13 protein-coding genes and 1 pseudogene are annotated in these 16,085 nt (G+C 71.8%); 6 read left to right on the forward strand and 8 right to left on the reverse strand.

All coding sequences use genetic code 11. The features are described 5' to 3' along the window. Nucleotides 1-34 precede the first annotated feature (34 nt). The gene (locus ACFWWU_RS06515) at nucleotides 35-532 is read right to left on the reverse strand and encodes an Lrp/AsnC family transcriptional regulator (protein ID WP_189513211.1); all 498 of its coding nucleotides are present in this window, start codon (nucleotides 530-532) and stop codon (nucleotides 35-37) included. Between the two features lie 59 nt (nucleotides 533-591). On the opposite strand from ACFWWU_RS06515, the gene ACFWWU_RS06520 reads away from it, so the two are divergent. Continuing rightward, complete coding sequence (locus tag ACFWWU_RS06520; protein ID WP_384139827.1) at nucleotides 592-1,821, forward strand: trans-sulfuration enzyme family protein; 1,230 nt, start codon at nucleotides 592-594, stop codon at nucleotides 1,819-1,821. On the opposite strand, the gene ACFWWU_RS06525 is transcribed toward ACFWWU_RS06520, so the two are convergent. The 3 genes from ACFWWU_RS06525 to ACFWWU_RS06535 all read right to left on the reverse strand — a co-directional run bounded on the left by ACFWWU_RS06525 (nucleotide 1,730) and on the right by ACFWWU_RS06535 (nucleotide 7,630). After that, on the reverse strand, nucleotides 1,730-3,211 hold the full coding sequence (locus ACFWWU_RS06525) for a GNAT family N-acetyltransferase (RefSeq protein ID WP_384139830.1): 1,482 nt from the start codon (nucleotides 3,209-3,211) through the stop codon (nucleotides 1,730-1,732). The two genes, ACFWWU_RS06520 and ACFWWU_RS06525, sit on opposite strands and share 92 nt — an antisense overlap. A gap of 193 nt (nucleotides 3,212-3,404) precedes the next feature. Beyond that, on the reverse strand, nucleotides 3,405-6,068 hold the full coding sequence (locus ACFWWU_RS06530) for a DUF6493 family protein (RefSeq protein ID WP_384139833.1): 2,664 nt from the start codon (nucleotides 6,066-6,068) through the stop codon (nucleotides 3,405-3,407). A gap of 65 nt (nucleotides 6,069-6,133) precedes the next feature. Further along, nucleotides 6,134-7,630 carry an SWIM zinc finger family protein gene (locus ACFWWU_RS06535; RefSeq protein ID WP_384139836.1) on the reverse strand — a complete coding sequence of 499 codons (1,497 nt, stop codon included), beginning with the start codon at nucleotides 7,628-7,630 and terminating at the stop codon, nucleotides 6,134-6,136. A 219-nt stretch (nucleotides 7,631-7,849) separates the two neighbouring features. On the opposite strand from ACFWWU_RS06535, the pseudogene ACFWWU_RS06540 reads away from it, so the two are divergent. The 4 genes and pseudogenes from ACFWWU_RS06540 to ACFWWU_RS06555 form a co-directional block, all read left to right on the forward strand. Beyond that, a pseudogene (locus ACFWWU_RS06540) lies at nucleotides 7,850-8,059 on the forward strand (hypothetical protein); the annotation flags it as partial. A 225-nt stretch (nucleotides 8,060-8,284) separates the two neighbouring features. Next, nucleotides 8,285-8,779 carry a hypothetical protein gene (locus tag ACFWWU_RS06545; RefSeq protein WP_384140687.1) on the forward strand — a complete coding sequence of 165 codons (495 nt, stop codon included), beginning with the start codon at nucleotides 8,285-8,287 and terminating at the stop codon, nucleotides 8,777-8,779. 46 nt (nucleotides 8,780-8,825) lie between these two features. Next, nucleotides 8,826-9,620 carry a hypothetical protein gene (locus ACFWWU_RS06550; RefSeq protein ID WP_384139839.1) on the forward strand — a complete coding sequence of 265 codons (795 nt, stop codon included), beginning with the start codon at nucleotides 8,826-8,828 and terminating at the stop codon, nucleotides 9,618-9,620. Continuing rightward, nucleotides 9,617-10,066 (forward strand): sigma-70 family RNA polymerase sigma factor, encoded by a 450-nt coding sequence (locus ACFWWU_RS06555; RefSeq protein WP_384139842.1) that lies wholly within the window; start codon nucleotides 9,617-9,619, stop codon nucleotides 10,064-10,066. The genes ACFWWU_RS06550 and ACFWWU_RS06555 overlap by 4 nt, the downstream gene beginning before the upstream one ends. A gap of 60 nt (nucleotides 10,067-10,126) precedes the next feature. On the opposite strand, the gene ACFWWU_RS06560 is transcribed toward ACFWWU_RS06555, so the two are convergent. The 3 genes from ACFWWU_RS06560 to ACFWWU_RS06570 form a co-directional block, all read right to left on the reverse strand. After that, nucleotides 10,127-11,308 (reverse strand): methyltransferase domain-containing protein, encoded by a 1,182-nt coding sequence (locus tag ACFWWU_RS06560; protein WP_384139845.1) that lies wholly within the window; start codon nucleotides 11,306-11,308, stop codon nucleotides 10,127-10,129. Further along, complete coding sequence (locus ACFWWU_RS06565; RefSeq protein ID WP_384139848.1) at nucleotides 11,305-11,469, reverse strand: hypothetical protein; 165 nt, start codon at nucleotides 11,467-11,469, stop codon at nucleotides 11,305-11,307. Before ACFWWU_RS06565 ends, ACFWWU_RS06560 begins: the two co-directional genes overlap by 4 nt. Before the next feature lie 213 nt (nucleotides 11,470-11,682). Further along, nucleotides 11,683-12,066 carry a hypothetical protein gene (locus ACFWWU_RS06570; protein WP_384139851.1) on the reverse strand — a complete coding sequence of 128 codons (384 nt, stop codon included), beginning with the start codon at nucleotides 12,064-12,066 and terminating at the stop codon, nucleotides 11,683-11,685. 150 nt (nucleotides 12,067-12,216) lie between these two features. On the opposite strand from ACFWWU_RS06570, the gene ACFWWU_RS06575 reads away from it, so the two are divergent. After that, the gene (locus tag ACFWWU_RS06575; protein ID WP_384139854.1) at nucleotides 12,217-13,323 is read left to right on the forward strand and encodes a helix-turn-helix domain-containing protein; all 1,107 of its coding nucleotides are present in this window, start codon (nucleotides 12,217-12,219) and stop codon (nucleotides 13,321-13,323) included. A gap of 1,343 nt (nucleotides 13,324-14,666) precedes the next feature. Here the strand turns inward: ACFWWU_RS06575 and ACFWWU_RS06580 are convergent. After that, nucleotides 14,667-15,551, reverse strand: coding sequence for a hypothetical protein (locus ACFWWU_RS06580; RefSeq protein ID WP_384139856.1), 885 nt, complete (start codon nucleotides 15,549-15,551; stop codon nucleotides 14,667-14,669). Between the last annotated feature and the right edge of the window lie 534 nt (nucleotides 15,552-16,085).

Raw genomic sequence — 16,085 nt, forward strand, 5'->3', positions numbered from 1 at the left:
CTCTCGCGCAGGCCCTCGTCACCCTCGCTCGATCTCAGTCGGCCGACAAGGAAGGGCCCGCGGAGGGCGGCAGAAGCGGGCCGCACTCCCACTGCTGGAAGATCAGCCGGGTCTCGACCCGGGCCACCTCGCGGCGTGAGGTGAACTCGTCGAGCACGAGTCGTTGCAGGTCGGCGGGGTCCGCCACGGCCACGTGGACCAGGTAGTCGTCGGGGCCCGTCAGATGGAAGAGCGCCCGGGACTCGGGAAGGGCCCGGATCCGGTCGACGAACGGACCGATCAGTTCCCGCCGGTGGGGCCGGACCTGCACGAGGAGAAGGGCTTCCAGCCCACGGCCGAGTTTGGCCGGATCCAGTCGTAGCTGGTGACCGAGGATCACGCCCGTGCGGCGTAGGCGGGCCACTCGGTCCAGGCAGGTCGAGGGTGCCACGCCGACCTCGGCGGCGAGTTCACGATAGGTGGTCCGGGCGTCGTTCTGCAGGAGGCGAAGAATGTGCAGATCGACCGCGTCCAGTACGACAGATTCGGCCATCGGTCGAACGTAGCACGGCACGTTCCCGCTACCTTCCGGTATACGTTCACAGTGCCGCCATGGACGCCATGGACCGCGACCCCTCGGCCACCCCGAGGGCGCTCGCCACCGAAGCCGTGCACGCCGGCCGCGAGGACCTCGCCACGCTCGGAGTGCACGCCCCGCCGCTCGACCTGTCGACCACCTACCCCTCGTACGACGCCCGGGCCGAGGCCGCCCGCATCGACGAGTTCGCCACCACGGGTGCCCGGCTCGACGGTCCGCCCGTCTACGCCCGGCTCGACAACCCCACCGTGGCCCGTTTCGAGGATGCCCTCGCCCGCCTGGAGGGCACCGAGTCCGCGGTGGCCTTCGCCAGCGGCATGGCGGCCTTCACCGCCGTGCTCCTCGCCCGGGCGAGCCAGGGGCTGCGTCATGTCGTCGCGGTCCGTCCGCTGTACGGATGCAGCGATCACCTCCTGGACGCCGGGCTCCTCGGCACCGAGGTGACCTGGACCGACCCGGCGGGCATCGCCGACGCGATCCGCCCCGACACGGGTCTCGTCATGGTCGAGTCCCCGGCGAACCCGACCCTCGCCGAGGCCGACATCCGCGCCATCGCCCACTCCTGCGGCTCCGTGCCGCTCCTGGTCGACAACACCTTCGCCACGCCGGTCCTCCAGCGCCCCGTCGAGCAGGGCGCGCGGATCGTGCTGCACAGCGCGACCAAGTACCTGGGCGGGCACGGCGACGTCATGGGCGGGATCGTCGCCTGCGACGAGGGGTTCGCCCGTACCCTCCGCCAGGTCCGCTTCGCCACCGGCGGAGTGCTCCACCCGCTCGCCGGCTATCTGCTGCTGCGGGGCCTCTCCACCCTCCCGGTACGGGTGAGGGCGGCGTCCTCCTCGGCGGCGGAGCTCGTCCGGCGGCTGGCCACCGACCCCCGGATCGCCCGCGTCCACTATCCGCGGATCGGCGGCGCGATGATCGCCTTCGAGGTCTACGGGGACCCGCACGACGTGATCGCCGGAGTCCGGCTGATCACCCCGGCGGTCAGCCTCGGCAGCGTCGACACGCTCATCCAGCACCCGGCCTCCATCAGCCACCGGATCGTGGCCGAGGGAGACCGGCGCTCGGCGGGCGTCAGCGACCGGCTGCTGCGCATGTCGGTCGGCCTGGAGGACGTCGAGGACCTGTGGCGGGACCTGACGCAGGCACTCAGCGCTCCGCCCGCCGGACCTCCTCGTGAGGCAGCGACTGCGACGGGGAGCGAGGGCTCCGGCGCGGTGCCGTGGCCAGTCGGGCGGTGATGACGAGGGTGCCCTCCTCGATCTGGTAGTCGAGGGGGAGCTGCAGCGCCCGCATGGCGGCCACCATCCCGGTGTTGGACGCCTGGGTCACGGCGTACACGCTCTCGCAGCCGGCCTCCTCGGCCATCGCCACCAGCCGGCCGAGGAGCTCGGAGCCGATGCCGCGCCGCTGCCAGTCGTCCTCGACCATCAGGGCGACTTCGGTCTCGTCGCCGTCCCACAGGAGGTGGCCGAGGGCGACGAGCCGGCCGGAGGTCGTCTGCACGGCGAGCGTGCGCCCGAAGCGGGGGCTGAGCAGATGGTCGAGATAGCGGTCGGCGTCGCCGACCGGGCCGTGGTAGCGCAGGCCGAGGGTGCGGGCCGAGCAGCGGTCGTGCATCGCCCGCGCGGCGCGCAGGTCGCGCTGGTCCGCGCGGCGGACGGTGATCTCGTTCCCCTCCGGCAGGGTCAGCACGTCCTGGCTGCGCGGGAGGCGCGGGCCGAGCCGGGCGTCGAGCTCGACGAGCGCGCGGGCGCGGGCGAACTCGGTCGGGGTGAAGGGCAGATAGGGCCGCTCGACGATGAGCGTGCCGCCGTGCGGGTCGCGCAGCCGCATCACGGTCTCCTCCAGGACCCCTTCGACCGGGGCCTGTTCGCCGATGGGACGGCCGGTGAGGGAGCGCGCGGGTACGGAGTGGAGCGTGCAGCGGCCGAGGAGCTGGCGCAGCGCGAGCGGCAGTTCGGCGGCGTCGAGCGCCGTACGGGTGGCCAGGCCGAGGACCCGTGTGGGCGTGTCGACCAGGTCGTGGGCGTCGGCCCGCTCGGTCCAGGTGTCGCGGCCGCCGGCCGCCGCGGTCTCGCGGGCGAGGGCGTGGGCGGAGAGGTCGGCGGGGGCGCGCAGCAGGAACTCGTCGACCGTGCCCCGGGCGAGCGGGTGGGTCTGGAGGGTGAGGATGTCCACGCCCAGCCGGGCGAGGACCGTGCACAGGGCGGCGAGGCTGCCCGGGGTGTCCTCGACGGTGGTCCGCATGCGCCAGAGCACGGTCTCGGCGGCCGGCCGGGACGCGGATGCCTCCTGGCCGCTCGGGTTGTCGGCCTGGTCGGTCGTCGTCGTCGCCGCCGCGGCGGTGCGGGGGGCGGCAGCGGTGCGGGCGGCCGGCCCGCCGGTATCACCGGCGGGCGGCGCATGGCTGTGACTGTGCCGCCGCGCCCACCAGGTGTGGAAGGCGGCGGTGGCGGCCAGCGCGATCGCCGAGAACACCAGGAGGTAGTGGCCGTCGGGCCCCTTGGCGATGGTCTTGGCGATCGTGTCGGCCACCACCACGGCGGTGAACAGGGCGGCGAGCTCGATCAGGTCGTGCCGCCAGTGGTGCGGGCGGCGGGTGCTCTTCGAAGACGTCACATCGGTCATGGCTTCACTGTGACCCAGCGGTGTTGCGTGATCACGAACGTTCTGTGACTGACGGGTTAAGCGCCGATCTGGTGCCTTAGAGGTCGATTCGGACCGTTTGGGTCACAGCCTGATCGGCCCCCTGACCGGCGCCTTGACCGGTCGCTTGACTGGCACCTCGATCGGCCCCCTGACCGCAGCCTTGATCGGCCTCCTAGCCGAGTGCGTCGCGCAGCCGCTTCGCCTGGACGACCAGTTGCGAGGAGCCCTTGCCCGAAGCGACGCCGTCCAGCCCGGGAAGCTCACCCCGCGCCCCGCACCGCTCCACGCAGTCGGCCGCCACCGCGAGCACCTCGCCGAGTCCGCGCACCGGCTTCCCGGCGCCCAGCAGCTCCGGGAGCGCCGCCCCGAGCACCGCCCAGACCGTCCCGTACGCCCCCGTGACCGCCGCCGTCCGGGCCGCGTCCGCCAGCCGGTTCGGCTTGACCGAACCCTCGGTGACCAGCCACGCCAGCTCCTCGCCGACCTGCCGGCCGTCCAGGTCGCCCCGGGACGCGAGCACGAGCAGCGCGTCCACGGCCCGCAGCCGGTCGTCGGCGTCCCCGGCGCCCAGTGCGAGCGCGAGGGCGACGGCGACGGCCCGGCCCACCCGGCCCTCCGCCTCGGCCAGCCCGGTCAGCGGTTCGGTCGTCTCCCGCGAGCCGGCGCTGCCGCGTGCGAGCGACGGTACGAAGCAGGCCGCGAGCACCTCGCGGTCGGCCGGCAGGACCGGGGCCCAGTGCTCCCCGCCGGAGACCCAGTGGTAGCACCGGCGGGGCGCCGTCTCCAGCGTGCCGCCCAACCACCGGAAGGCGGGCGGGAACTCCTCCCGCACCACGGCCCGGTCGGCGAGTTCGACCACCACCCGCTGGAAGACGGACCACGTCTCCAGGGACCGGTCCTCCTCCCGCGCGAGGAACCGTACGGTCGCCGCCAGCGGCTCGTCCGCCCGCAGCCATGCGGCGAGCCGCTGCCCGGCCACGGTGCCGAGGGACGACGCCTCCACCTCCGCCCTCCCGGCATCGGGGCCGGTCCGCAGGACCCGCAGCAGGGCCTGGGCCAGATCGGCGGGGGCGGGCTCGACGCCCGCGTCCCGGTAGGCGCGCAGTCGCTCGACGAGCACCAGAGGATCGACACCGCCGGTGCTCACGGTCGGCGAGGCGAGCAGGAAGGGCAGCGCGTCCGTGCCGATCAGAGCGGAGGCCTCCCACAGCCTCGCGTCCCGGATCCCCGTCAGAGCCTCGTGGAAGCAGGCCGTGGTCTCGGGTGCCCGCACCCGCCGGTCCTCGATCCACGACGGCTCAAGGAGCCCGAGCAACCCCGCGAGCACCGCGTGGAGCGGACGGAAGTCGTGCGAGAAGTGGTGCGGCTCCTGCCAGCTCTTGGTGGTGAACGCCTCCCGCACCGCCCGCGTCAGCGCCTCCCGGTCCCGGTGCGCGTGCCGTACCAGTCCGTCGAGGGCCCGCTCGAACCGCACCGGGTCGTCGGAGACCCCCTGCGTCAGCATGTCCTCCACCAGCTCCTCGACCGTCGCCGCCGGGGGCCCGACCGGCTGGGGCTCCGGCACGGGCGGCAGGATCTCCTCGTACGGAACCCCGCTCTCGCCCTCCAGGGACTCCCCGAACAGCTCCACGGCGGCCTGCCGGTGCGCCGGGCTCAGCAGCCCGGCCTGACCGGCCAGCTCCAGCCGTACGGAGTCGTCCACGACGGACAGGTGACGGCCCACCAGCTTCAGCGCGCGCCCCTGGAGGTCGGTGTCCTCGTTCCCGAAGACCTCCGCGACCGCGGGCAGCAGCTCGGCCGCCGCGCCGGGCTCCCGCGCCAGCACCTTGCCGACCAGCGTCAACTGGGCCCGCACCAGCTTCTTCTCGGTGCGGAAGAGCACCGCACTCGTCATCTCGGCCAGTGCGGCGGTCGGCAGCCCCCCGTCCGCCGCCAGCCCGGCCAGTACCTCCTGCGCGTACCCCGCGATCGGCGACGGGGTGTCCGCCGTCATCCCGACCAGGTCGGGGACCCGCTCCCGGAACTCAGCCGCCGTCGGCCCGACCAGCCGCAGCACCTCCATGGGGAACCGCAGGTCGCGCGGACGGCCGCCTCGCAACAGCCGGGACAGGGCGGCGTCCAGGACCTCGGTCCGGTCGAGCACGCCCTCCCCGACGAGCGCCGCGACCGCCGTGGGCCAGTGCGCGTGGGGAGCCTCGGTGACCGTCCAGGTCAACTCGTCCGGGCTCTCCGCCATCGAGAGGGCGTGGAGTACCAGGACCGGCGTCTGCGCATCCGCCCGCAGCCGCTCCAGGAGCTCGGGGCCGTCGAACGACCGCCGCCAGCGGCTGCCGGCGCGGAACTGCCAGGCCCAGCCCAGGACGTAGCCGTCGGTCGTCGGCACCGCGCAGCCGGACCGCTCCACAAGGCCGCGGATCAGCTCGTAGCTGTGCTCCGCCACGGCCGGCCGCGCGGCGAGCCGGCCCGCCACGTCGGCCAGCCACTCCGGAGACCGGCCGGCGACCGCCTGGAGGACCAGGCCACTGCCCTCCGAGCGCCACGGCGCCAGATCACGGCCGCCGAGCCAGGTCGCCGCCGCCGACGCCCCCGGGTGACAGCCGGCCCCCGCGACGTAGAGCGCGCGCCGGACGTCGGCCGCCTCGCGTGGGCGCTTCGCCTCCCAGCCGCGCACCTCGGTGCGCAGCGACTTCAGCTCCGCGAGGACCGTGCCGCGGTCCGCCGCCCCCAGCCCCTCCAGCAGGGAGGGCACCTCGTCGGCGCGACCGCCGCGCACCGCCTCGACCAGCTTCTCGACCCCCACGGACTGCCCGTCCCCCTCGGCCTTCGTCGTCCCCACAGCCTTCTCCGTCCCTCGCGTCACCGCGTCCGCCCCCATCTTCCGCTCCTCCGACTCGCGCCCCGTCACCGCACTACCTCCGCCCCCGCCACTGCCCCCGGCACCCCACCCGACTCCGCCCCCGCCACTGCCCCCGGCACCGCCCCCGGCACCGCCCCCGGCACCGCCCCCGGCACCGCCTGCGGCTCCGCCCCCGCCCCCGGCTCGGCGGCCGACGCGCCCCGCCGGGCCATCCGCACCGCGAGCGCGTGCTTGCACGGACCCCGCCGCCCTTGGTGGTCCGCCCACCACCGGCACGTACAGTTCAGGGAACCGCCCGACTCCCGGACCCGGTAGCGCCGTTCGCCCGAGGCCACCGTCGCCAGTTCCCCTTCGAGCTCCACCGCGCCCTCCGCGACCAGCCGGCGCGCGCTCACAAGCCGCGGATTGTGCCGCTCCGCGCGGTCCGCGTCGTACGGCAGCTCCCGGTGGAAGTAGGTCGCCTCCGCCACGTCGTACCCGACCCGGCCCGCCGTGCCCAGCCGGGTCAGCGCCGCGCGCACCCGGTCGACCGTGAGCCCGGCCTGCGCCGCGAGGTCCGCCAGGTCGATCCGCGGTTCCCAGGCCAGCAGCACGGCGACCAACTCCGCGTCCTGCGCGGCGTCCTCCGTCGCCAGCGCCTCCAGGACCCCGCCCTCGCCGGAGAAGCCCCGCGCCGGGTCGGGCGACAGCGTCAGCGTGAGCCGCATGCCCGGCAGGGTCACCTCCCAGGCGCTCGCCGTGGCCGCGCCGTCCGGCACCGGCCCGTACGCCCGCAGCCCCGTCGCGTGCCGCAGCACCCGCTCCAGGGCGACCAGCCGGTCGGGGCCCGGCAGGCACACCGCACCCGGACCCGGCCGTGTCGTGGGACGCAGCGTCCGGCCGGCCGGGACGACCCACAGCGGGCCGCGCCCCCGGGCCTGCCCGCGCGGCAGGGACCGCAGGAACCGGACGGCCTCCGCCCCGGAGAGCTCGGCCCGCAGGTCGAACCGGACCGACGCGACCTGCGCCTCGGCGAACCCCCGCAACCACCGGTCCGGCAGCGGGACCTTCTTCTCCACGACCGCCCCCGCGAGGGTGGTCACCGCCATCTCCTCGGGGCCGACCCGCAGATGCAGCGGATCGTCCCCGGTCATCCGTGACAGTGCCTCGCGCAGCGGGTTGTTGACGTCCACATTGGTGGTGCCGTGGCCCGTCTCCGCGCCTCCGAGCCCCTCGTCGAGCACGTCCAGGCGCGCGTACACCCCGCCGCAGCCGGAGAAGGACTCGAACCGCAGCCGGTCCCCGTTCCCCGTCACCACCGGGTCCAGCGAACCCGGCCGTATCCGCTGGTGGTAGCGGGCCGCCGCCACGTCGGCGACCGCGAGCAGACCGCGGGCGGCGACCTGCGGAGCGGCCAGGAAGCCGGAGAAGAAACGGGGATGGGCCTCGGCACCCCGGGGCGTGAGACCCCCCGCCGTCTCCAGGCCGAGCAGCCGGCCGGAGCCCGTGGACTCCAGCGCGGAAGGACGTGCGTAGGCGAGCGCATGTACGGATCGCGTCATGGAGAAAACGGTAGGGCCCCCCACTGACAATCACCCGGGCCCGTCTCCGAACCGCTCCCACCGCCGCTCTCCATACCGTCCCCGACCAGGACTTACTGTCCGACGAGCCCCGGCCGCAGCACCTTGCTGAACACCTAGACACGCGATTAACAGTCCACATGAGTGACCCCGGCGACGCGTCAACGTCCCGGGGTCCGACACCAGGAGCTGACACTCCCAGTGCGCGTTCATCGTACCCGGCATGCCCGGGACTTCACTGTCATCCCCAACTCCGTCGCCCGCAATCGCAAGCTGTCCTTTACGGCGCGCGGCATCCTCGCTCACCTCCTGTCGCTCCCAGACGGGGCCAAGGAAGACGTGAAGACGTTGGCCGACCGAAACCCGGGCGTGGGTCGCCGGGGTGTCGCCAAGGCCCTGGACGAACTGGTGGATGCCGGGTACTACGTCCGCCACACCATCCGGGACCCTGAGACGGGCCGGGTCTGGACTGAGACGGCCGTGTACGACACGCCCCAGTCTGAGGTTTCCCCGCTTCCCGCCATGCCAGGAACCGGCACCCCGGTCACTGGTGAGACGGGAGCGCTCCCTACGGGAGTAAAGGACTCTGTCTCTAAGGACCTTGGGAAAAATCCCTCCCTTCCCTCCGTCGATCCGGTGCAGATCCCGGACGCTCCCGCGCGGGAGGGCAGCAACAAGGCAGACCAGAACCACGGCACGGAGGCCGCTCGCATCCTGGCCCGCCTGGAGGCCGTGGACGCCCGCCTCCGGCTCTCCCAGCGCCAGGCCCAGGCCCTGGTCCCCCTGGCCGCCCAGTGGCTTCAGAACGGGGCCTCCGTCACGGAGATCACGGACGCCGTGGTCCAGGGCCTCCCGGCCAAGGTCTACGCCCCCGCCAAGCTGGTGGCCGACCGCCTGACGCGGAAGCTCCCCGCCCCACGCCGTGCCTGGGCCCAGTACGCCGAGTGCTCCGACGGATGCGGTCGCGTGCTCCCCGCCGGTCAGGACTCCGGCATCTGCGGTGTCTGCGCTGGTGTCGTGCCCGCCCCAGCCGTTCGGGAGCTGATGACCGACCGTACGCCGGACCCTGCCGTGACCCGCGTGGCCGATGACATCCGCGCCGCACTGCGTGCCCGCCGCTCCGCCGCCTGACGGCCCCCTCCGCTTCCCCTCCCGCACGACGCTCCAGGAGATCCCTGTGTCTGCCGTTGCTCAGCCCCTGCCCTGGTACGCCCGCCCCGCCGCCTTCACAGTCCTGGGAGCCGCCCTGGTCATGTCCGCCCCCGGGGAATACTCCCTGGCCACCCTCGCCGGATGGTCCCCGTGGGTGGCGTGGCTTATGCCCGTGTGTCTGTCCGTCTACGCGGCCGTTGCGACCCTGTTCGTGGACGCTGCGCCCAAGGGGGTCAAGGGGCGCGGGACGGCCATCCTGGGGGCCGCTGGAGCCCTGGCCCTGGCGCTCTCCGCCCAGGTCACCGCGCACTGGATTGCGGCCGGGTACCTGGGGTCCTCCATGGCGCTGGTCGGGGCCGTGTCGGCCGTTCCGCCGGTCGTCGTGGCCCACGTGATGCACATGGTCACCCGTGCCACTCCGGAGGCCAGGGCCCAGGCCGTGGACGTGGTCAAGGCGGCCGTGGGTCTGGCCGCCCCGGAGGGCGCCGTGGAGGAGCTGGAGGTCACCACGGATTCCATGTCCGACGGCCAGGAGGACCAGGAGCTGGAGTCCGCCGAACGTCCGCCGGCCAAGCTGGAGTTGGTCGCGGGTGGGGTCGGTGAGCCGGACACCCTCCCCCTGGAGGAGCTGGAGCCGGAGGCCCCGGCCCCGGCCAAGGCCCCGGCCAAAGGTGGCCGTTCCCTGGAGGACATCCGGGAGGCCGTGGCCAAGCTGAAGGCGGACGGCCAGCCGGTCAACGGAACGACGTACGCCGCCCTGGTGGGCGTGGCCCCCAGGACGGCCCGCCGGGACCTGGCCGCCCTGGCAGTTGCCGCATGAGTGCTGCCATACGTGCCGCACAGAACGGCGACGAGACGGCCGTTCTAGCGGTCCTGGACTCTGTGGAGGGCATCGTCCGCCGGTCGGCCCAACGCCGGTGGCGGCCCGGCTTGGACGTGGAGGACCTGGCCCAGGAGGGCCGGGTGGCCGCCCTGGAGGCCCTGAAGCGGTACAAGCCGGAGGGCGGCGCGAAGTTCTCCACCTACGCCTATCTTCGAATTGTGCGGGCCGTCGCGGACTACGCAGCCATGCCCGTGGCCGTGCACGTTCCACCCCACGCCGTCGCCACGTTCAGGGCCTGCCTGGGCAAGGTGGGTGGCGACGTTGAAGCCGCTGAATACCTGGCCACAGTGCTGCCCGGCCCCGGCCACCGCATGTCCCCAGCCACCGCCCACGCGGTCCGCCTCGCACTGCAACCGGCGGAGGCCCTGGGAGACGTGGCGTAAGGCAGAGGCCCCGGCCATCCGCCACGGGGGAAGCGGACGACCGGGGCCGGTCATGGGCGGTCACCCCACCAGGGGCACACGATGGTCGGGCGAATCGAGCCAGGGAGTGTGGGCCCCGTTCTGGGCATCCACGGTCAGGCCGAACCGCTCGAACCCGGGGCGGTCGCGGTGCGTCCACCAGTCGTACGCGGCCTCCACCTCCCACCACAGTGGACGCGGGCCGGACTGGTACACCTCGAACCGGTCCGCCCCCGGGACGTAGTCGACACTGGCCCAGGAGGTCACCGCCGTGTCCCGGAGCCACAGCGTGTACGACCCGTCGTCGTACTCCTCCGCCCACGGGAACACGCCCAGGGTCTGGAGGCCGATCGCGAACATGGGGAGCCAGTCCCCGACAGTCTCCGGGGACAGGACGGTGGACGACTTAGTCCCGTCCGCCGGCCAAGGCTTTCCGCCCAGGTATTCCCGCACGTGCACCCGGTTGGCCCGTTGCTGGCGCAGCCGCATGAACGCGGAGGACCCGACGAACGGGCCGGACGCCGTTCCGTCCTCTTGGACTGTGAGCCGGACCACGCCCTCCCCGCCGTACTCCGTGGCGTAGGGGGCAACGATGATCCCGCCGGGCCGTGTCTGGTGGATGATCGCGCGGGGGATCTCCCGGACGGACGCCGTGATCAGGACACGGTCGTACGGGGCGGACGCCTCCCAGCCCTGGGCTCCGTCGCCCACGACGGCCAACGGCGTGTACCCCGCCGCTCCCAGCCGTGTGCGGGCCTCTGCCGCGTTCTGTTCGTCCAGCTCCACCGTGACGACGTTGTCCTGTCCCACGCGTTCGGACAGGAGGGCCGCGTTCCATCCGGTCCCGGTGCCCACCTCCAGGACGCGGGAGTCCGGCTCCACGTCCAGGGCTGCCAGCATGGAGAACACCATGGAGGGCTGGGAGTTGGAGCACGTGGGCGTACCGCCCTTGCCCGTGCCGGTGTGCTCGCCGTCGTCCCATTGGGTCGTGAGGGACACGTCCGAGTAGACCGCCTGGCGCCATGCCACCGGGTGGGTCCGGAGGTCCACGGCGTCCTCCTGGCCGGTCCCCTTCGCCTGGCCGGGCCAGATCAGCTCGGGGACGAACAGCTCCCGTGGGACCGCCTTGTAGGCGGGGAGCCAGTCGGACGTCAGGCTCCCGTCCTCCAGGAGCCGGGCGGCCAGCCCTTCGGGACCAGCCGCCCTCACGTCGTGCTCCGTCACTTGTTGCCGCTTCCCTTGGTGTCGGAGTGGCCGGAGTCCTGACCCTCCGACCCTCCGCCCCCGTGCTTGTTGCCGGAGCTGGAGTCGTCCTCCCCGCCTTGGACCACCCACGGCATGGGCGTGGGAGTGGGCTGGGTCTTGCGTGCGGTACGTGCGTTCATCACGGTCTCCTCAGTGGTCGACGGTGCATTACCCGCCCGGGAGCCCATGGAGTGGTCTCGGGCGGGGGTTTGGAGCCACCCCCGGGCGGGTTGTGACGTAGGGCGGTTGCCGCCCGTCCAGGGGTGGAGATCAGGGGTTGGCGCGCAAGTACAGCGCCGCGAACATCGCCCCGACCGCCACGGCGATCAGGAACGTAACGGCCTTGGTGGGAGTCACCTGGGCCGGTAGACCTGTCTGGAGCCGGTCGGCATGACCCACGGCTGGGGCCACCCCTCCAGGTGCAGGACCCGCCCGCCGGCCCCGTGGGCGCGCATGTCCCGAACCTGGTAGTTCCGACCGTCGTGCATGCGCACCCAGTCCCCCACCTTCACGTCCAGAGGGGTGGCCGGGACGGGGATGGTGTTGGGCGGGAACTGGGGTTGCGGGGGCGGGGCGTCCGCGACCAAGTCACATCGGTGGGCCAGTGCCTGCCAGGTGTAACCGGCCAGGTCCTGAAGCTCCACGAGGTTGGCCGACACCCTCCAGACCTTGCCCGTCCGGTGACGCATCGAGTCCCGAACGATGTCGCCCACCTTGAACGTCAGAGTGCTAGTCACGGCCGCTTCACCTGTCCCTCCGTCGCCATCCGTCGTGACCGATCGTCCTGGTGTCGTCACGCGCTGCGTAGTGGCATCCCTAGGGGCAAGTGACTTTCGTTCAGGCGTTCTTGCCCTCCGGAGGGGCATCCCTAGGGGCAAGATGGACTCATGACCATCGGGGCATTGATTAGAGACCTGCGTGAAGCGCGAGGATGGTCTCAGGGACGCTTAGCGGACGAAATCAACGATGCCTTCGGGACGAACCTCAATCGGGAGTACGTCAGCCGCTGGGAGCGTTCCAAGGTAGCGCCAGGCAAGTTCTACCTTCGGTGTCTGTCGGCCGTCCTGGACGTGCCCCTAGCGGTTCTTGAGAGCGAAGTGAAGCGCCGTACGTTTCTGTCAGATGCAGCCGCCACGGCCATAGCGCCGCTGGTGGCCTCCGACCTACTGACCGTCGGGTTCGCCGCCAGACTCCAGGGTGGTCCGACCACGGATGCCTGGGAGGGAAAGCTAGCGACCTACGGCACGGAGTACATGAGTCTGGGTGCCGCCGATATCCAGCGGCGGGTGTCCGGGGAGCTGGTCGCGGTCCAGCAGCAACTAGATGAGCCACGTCTATGGTCGGTCGCCGCCCGCCTTATGACTCTGTACGCCAAGACGTTCCCCGGTTCGGACGGCACCCGCGCGGTCAACTGGTACCGCATGGCTGCCCAGGCGGCCGACCAGTCCGGCGACGACCAGACCCGGGTCTGGGTACGGGGCCGGGCCGCCATCGCGCTGGGGTATGAGGGTGCCTCCCTGGGAGTGGCTGACCTCTTTGCTGATCAGGCCATGGCCATCAGCCAGAAGCCATCCCTGGGGCTCTTGAACGCGGTCATGGGTAAGGCCCACGCGGCAGCTCTGCGGGGTGACCATGACACCGCGCGCCACCTGATGGAGCGGGGCCGGCGGGTGTTCGACGCAGCCGGGTCACATGAACAAACCTCCGACTATGCCGTTCCGTGGTGGCGCATGAACGTGTTCATGTCTCTGCTTGCCGCCCGCCTGGGAGACGAGACCACCGCCGTGGAGGCCCAAGAGGCCGCCCGTCGGGAACTCCCGGATACGCTTCCCCGGTTCGCCACGCACCTGGAGATGCACCGGGGTCTGATGCTTGCTCGCTCCGGTGACCGGGCTGGGGGCGCGGCCTACGCCCACGCAGCGATGGACGCGCTTCCCCCCGAAAAGCACTCCCTGACGCTCCGGCTTCTGATGAACGAGATTGAGTCCGCCTGACCTCTTGCGGACGCACGAAAGGGCCCCGCTGGATCTCTCCGGCGGGGCCCTGATCTGTGCGCTACTCGCGGTCCCAAGGCTGGCTCCCACCAAGTGGCCTCCGGCGCTGGTCGGACCGCTTGGGCACGGGTCCGGGCATGACTGGTCACCCCCTGGGCGTGTCGATGGATGGAGGGCCCAAAGGGCCGTTAGGTGGCTCTCCGCCAGGTGGCCCGGCAGGGTGTTTCACCAGGTCACCGGACACGCGGAGTCATCACGCATGGGCCTGGTGGACCTTGGAACCCGTACAGAGACTGAGCCGCTATCACGTTTCGATGTCCCAGCCGCTCCGGAAGGGGGTACACCCCAGGCCCAAACGGACACAAGGGACGCACAGGACAGCCGCGGAGCGCTCACCCAGCGTTATGCCAGCTCTCCAGGATGCGGAGCCGTTGGCCGTCGCCTGGAGACCCTGGGCCCCCGGGCCGCCGCCCCCTCCGCACTGGACTTGCGTGCGTGGTGCCACGTGCACAGAGACTGAAGGTTGGTCAGGTCGTGGTCGTCGTTCGGGACGATGTGGTCCACGTCCGTGGCCCAGGCCGTACACCGGGCCCCCGTGTCCCGCAGGATCGCCACACACAGGTAGCCGTCCCGCTTCAGGACCTTGGCCCGCAGGCTCCGCCAGTTCGAGGGGAGCCGGGCCCGCCGGTCACTGCTATGCCAGGCCATGGCTACATCTCTTCGGAGACAGGACAACATGCGACCCCAGCGGGGTGCGGAGACACTGGCTGTGAGTACCGCAGATTCAGGAGGTCACCATGTCGAAGTGGGAATCGGTGAAGGACACCCCCGATTTGCGGGAGCTGTATTTCGCTTGTCTCAATGCGGCGTCGGAATGCCTCCGCAGTGATTACCCGGCCCGGGATCCCAGTACTGGAATGCTTCGGAACCCATCGCCGGCGCCTCAGGCCGCCAAGAACCTTGTGGACCTGGCGGACCAGATCTATGAGGTTGTGACCGGGGGGTAGTGGTGCCCACAGGGTGGGCCCCCAAAAGCCCATCAGCCTTGGGCAGGGCCGGTCAGGGAGCCCTGTGGAGAAGGTCGAACTGACGCCTGTAGAGCCTTCATACGGCTCGTCAACGGTGGTTGGTGACCAGGTCTGAAGCGACCTTCGCACGGAATGGGTTCTCCAAGTGGTCCGCCCAGTACCGCGCGTCTGTCGTCCACGTGCGGCCAGGCTCAAGCCCACCGTCGGGGTCAACTTGCCACCTCATCGGCGAGCCGGTGTGGGGGCCACCTCTCAGCCATGTGGTTGGTCACGGCCAGGGGGCCCGGCACTGTCGCCAGGCCCTCAGGTGGGCTCTCAGGCCCCGGGAAGGAGGTCCCTGGCCTCCGCAGCCGTCATGTCGGCCGGGACCTCCAGGGCGGACACCAGGCGGCCCGCCGCGCGTTCCCTGAGTTCGATGCGCCGGAGGTCTTGGCGGTCCTGGCTCCCCGGGTGGTTGCGGGCCAGGCGCTCCCGCTGCCATACGGGCGGGTTGGCCGTCAGCTCCTCCACGGCCATGGCGGCCCACCGGCCCGACGCCACCGGGTCGTTCGTTCCCAGGAGCCTGTTCAAGACCGGCCATGCGTCCTGGGCCTCCGAGAACCAGCGTGACCGCTCATTGTCGATTCTGGGTGCGGCACCCTTAGGTCCGCCTCCCAGCCCCAGGGCCGCAGTGATCTGACCCAGGTGGTCACTGGTGGTCACCCAGTCCATGAACGCGGCCTCCGCCGATGCCACGGCGTCCCGGGCTTGGGCCTGGAGACCGTCGAACTTGGCGATAAGGGCGGCCCGCGTCTCTTCCATGACCGTGTGGTCCTCCAGGAGCCGGGAGTATGTGCCCATAGCCTCTTGGGCCAAGTCGACTAGGGCTGAACACCGGAGGAGTTCATCCGCACGTCGTGCCGCCGCGTCCTGCGGCTTGTACGGCTTGGGCTTGGGGCCGTCGCCACGGAGGTGGGCGCGATGTTCGGCCACACGGCTCCGCTCAGCCTGCTGGGCCTCCGCCCCGATCCGGTTCCACGCGTCCAGGGAGTCCGTCGCCGTATCGCTGGCTTCCAGGAACTTGGCCCACGCGTCATGCACCCGCTCCGGATGCTCTGGCAGGTGTCCCACGTTCCGTCGGTTGCCGTTCAGCCGGTCGCGCAGCCTGGACGCCTGGGCGTCCAGTTCGTCCCGGCCGTCATGCCATGGGGTGGTGTTCATGTCTCTTACTCCCGATTCAAGTCCGCCGGCCGGGCCGCCGAAAACGCCAAAAGGCCCGCCCGGCTCCGTCGCTCAACCAGGGCGGCACCCCTGGGAGCAACGGGCCGGACGGGCCCTGTCTTGGTGGTTGGTTCGCCAATGGCACCCGGACCACCGCCGGAAGTCTGTCGTCCTTTGAAAAGCACCGTGCCGGGTGCACATGCGATCGCCAGTAGGCCCGGCCGAACGCCAAAAAGCGCCCGGCCGGGACCCTCCCGTGGAGCTGGCGACCCGTTGGGAGTACGGGCGGCACCACGGCCGTCCGCGTGTATTGATGCACCGCCGTGGCTTGGACGCCGGGACGGGGAGAGGCCGACCGGAGCGCGGTGCACCAAGCAAAAGGCCCCGTGGTGGGGCGCACTCACCCGGACCGCAGAGTCAGGGAGGCGTCACCCGCGAACGAAGGTCAAACGCGTGGGACGGACTGTGGTCCGTCTATTGCATTCACTGGTGACCGTGACACCTTGTCGGGGCTGTCCTCCACCAGGGGTTGGG

It is taken from the genome of Streptomyces sp. NPDC058650 (assembly GCF_042717315.1).
Taxonomy (GTDB): Bacteria; Actinomycetota; Actinomycetes; order Streptomycetales; family Streptomycetaceae; genus Streptomyces.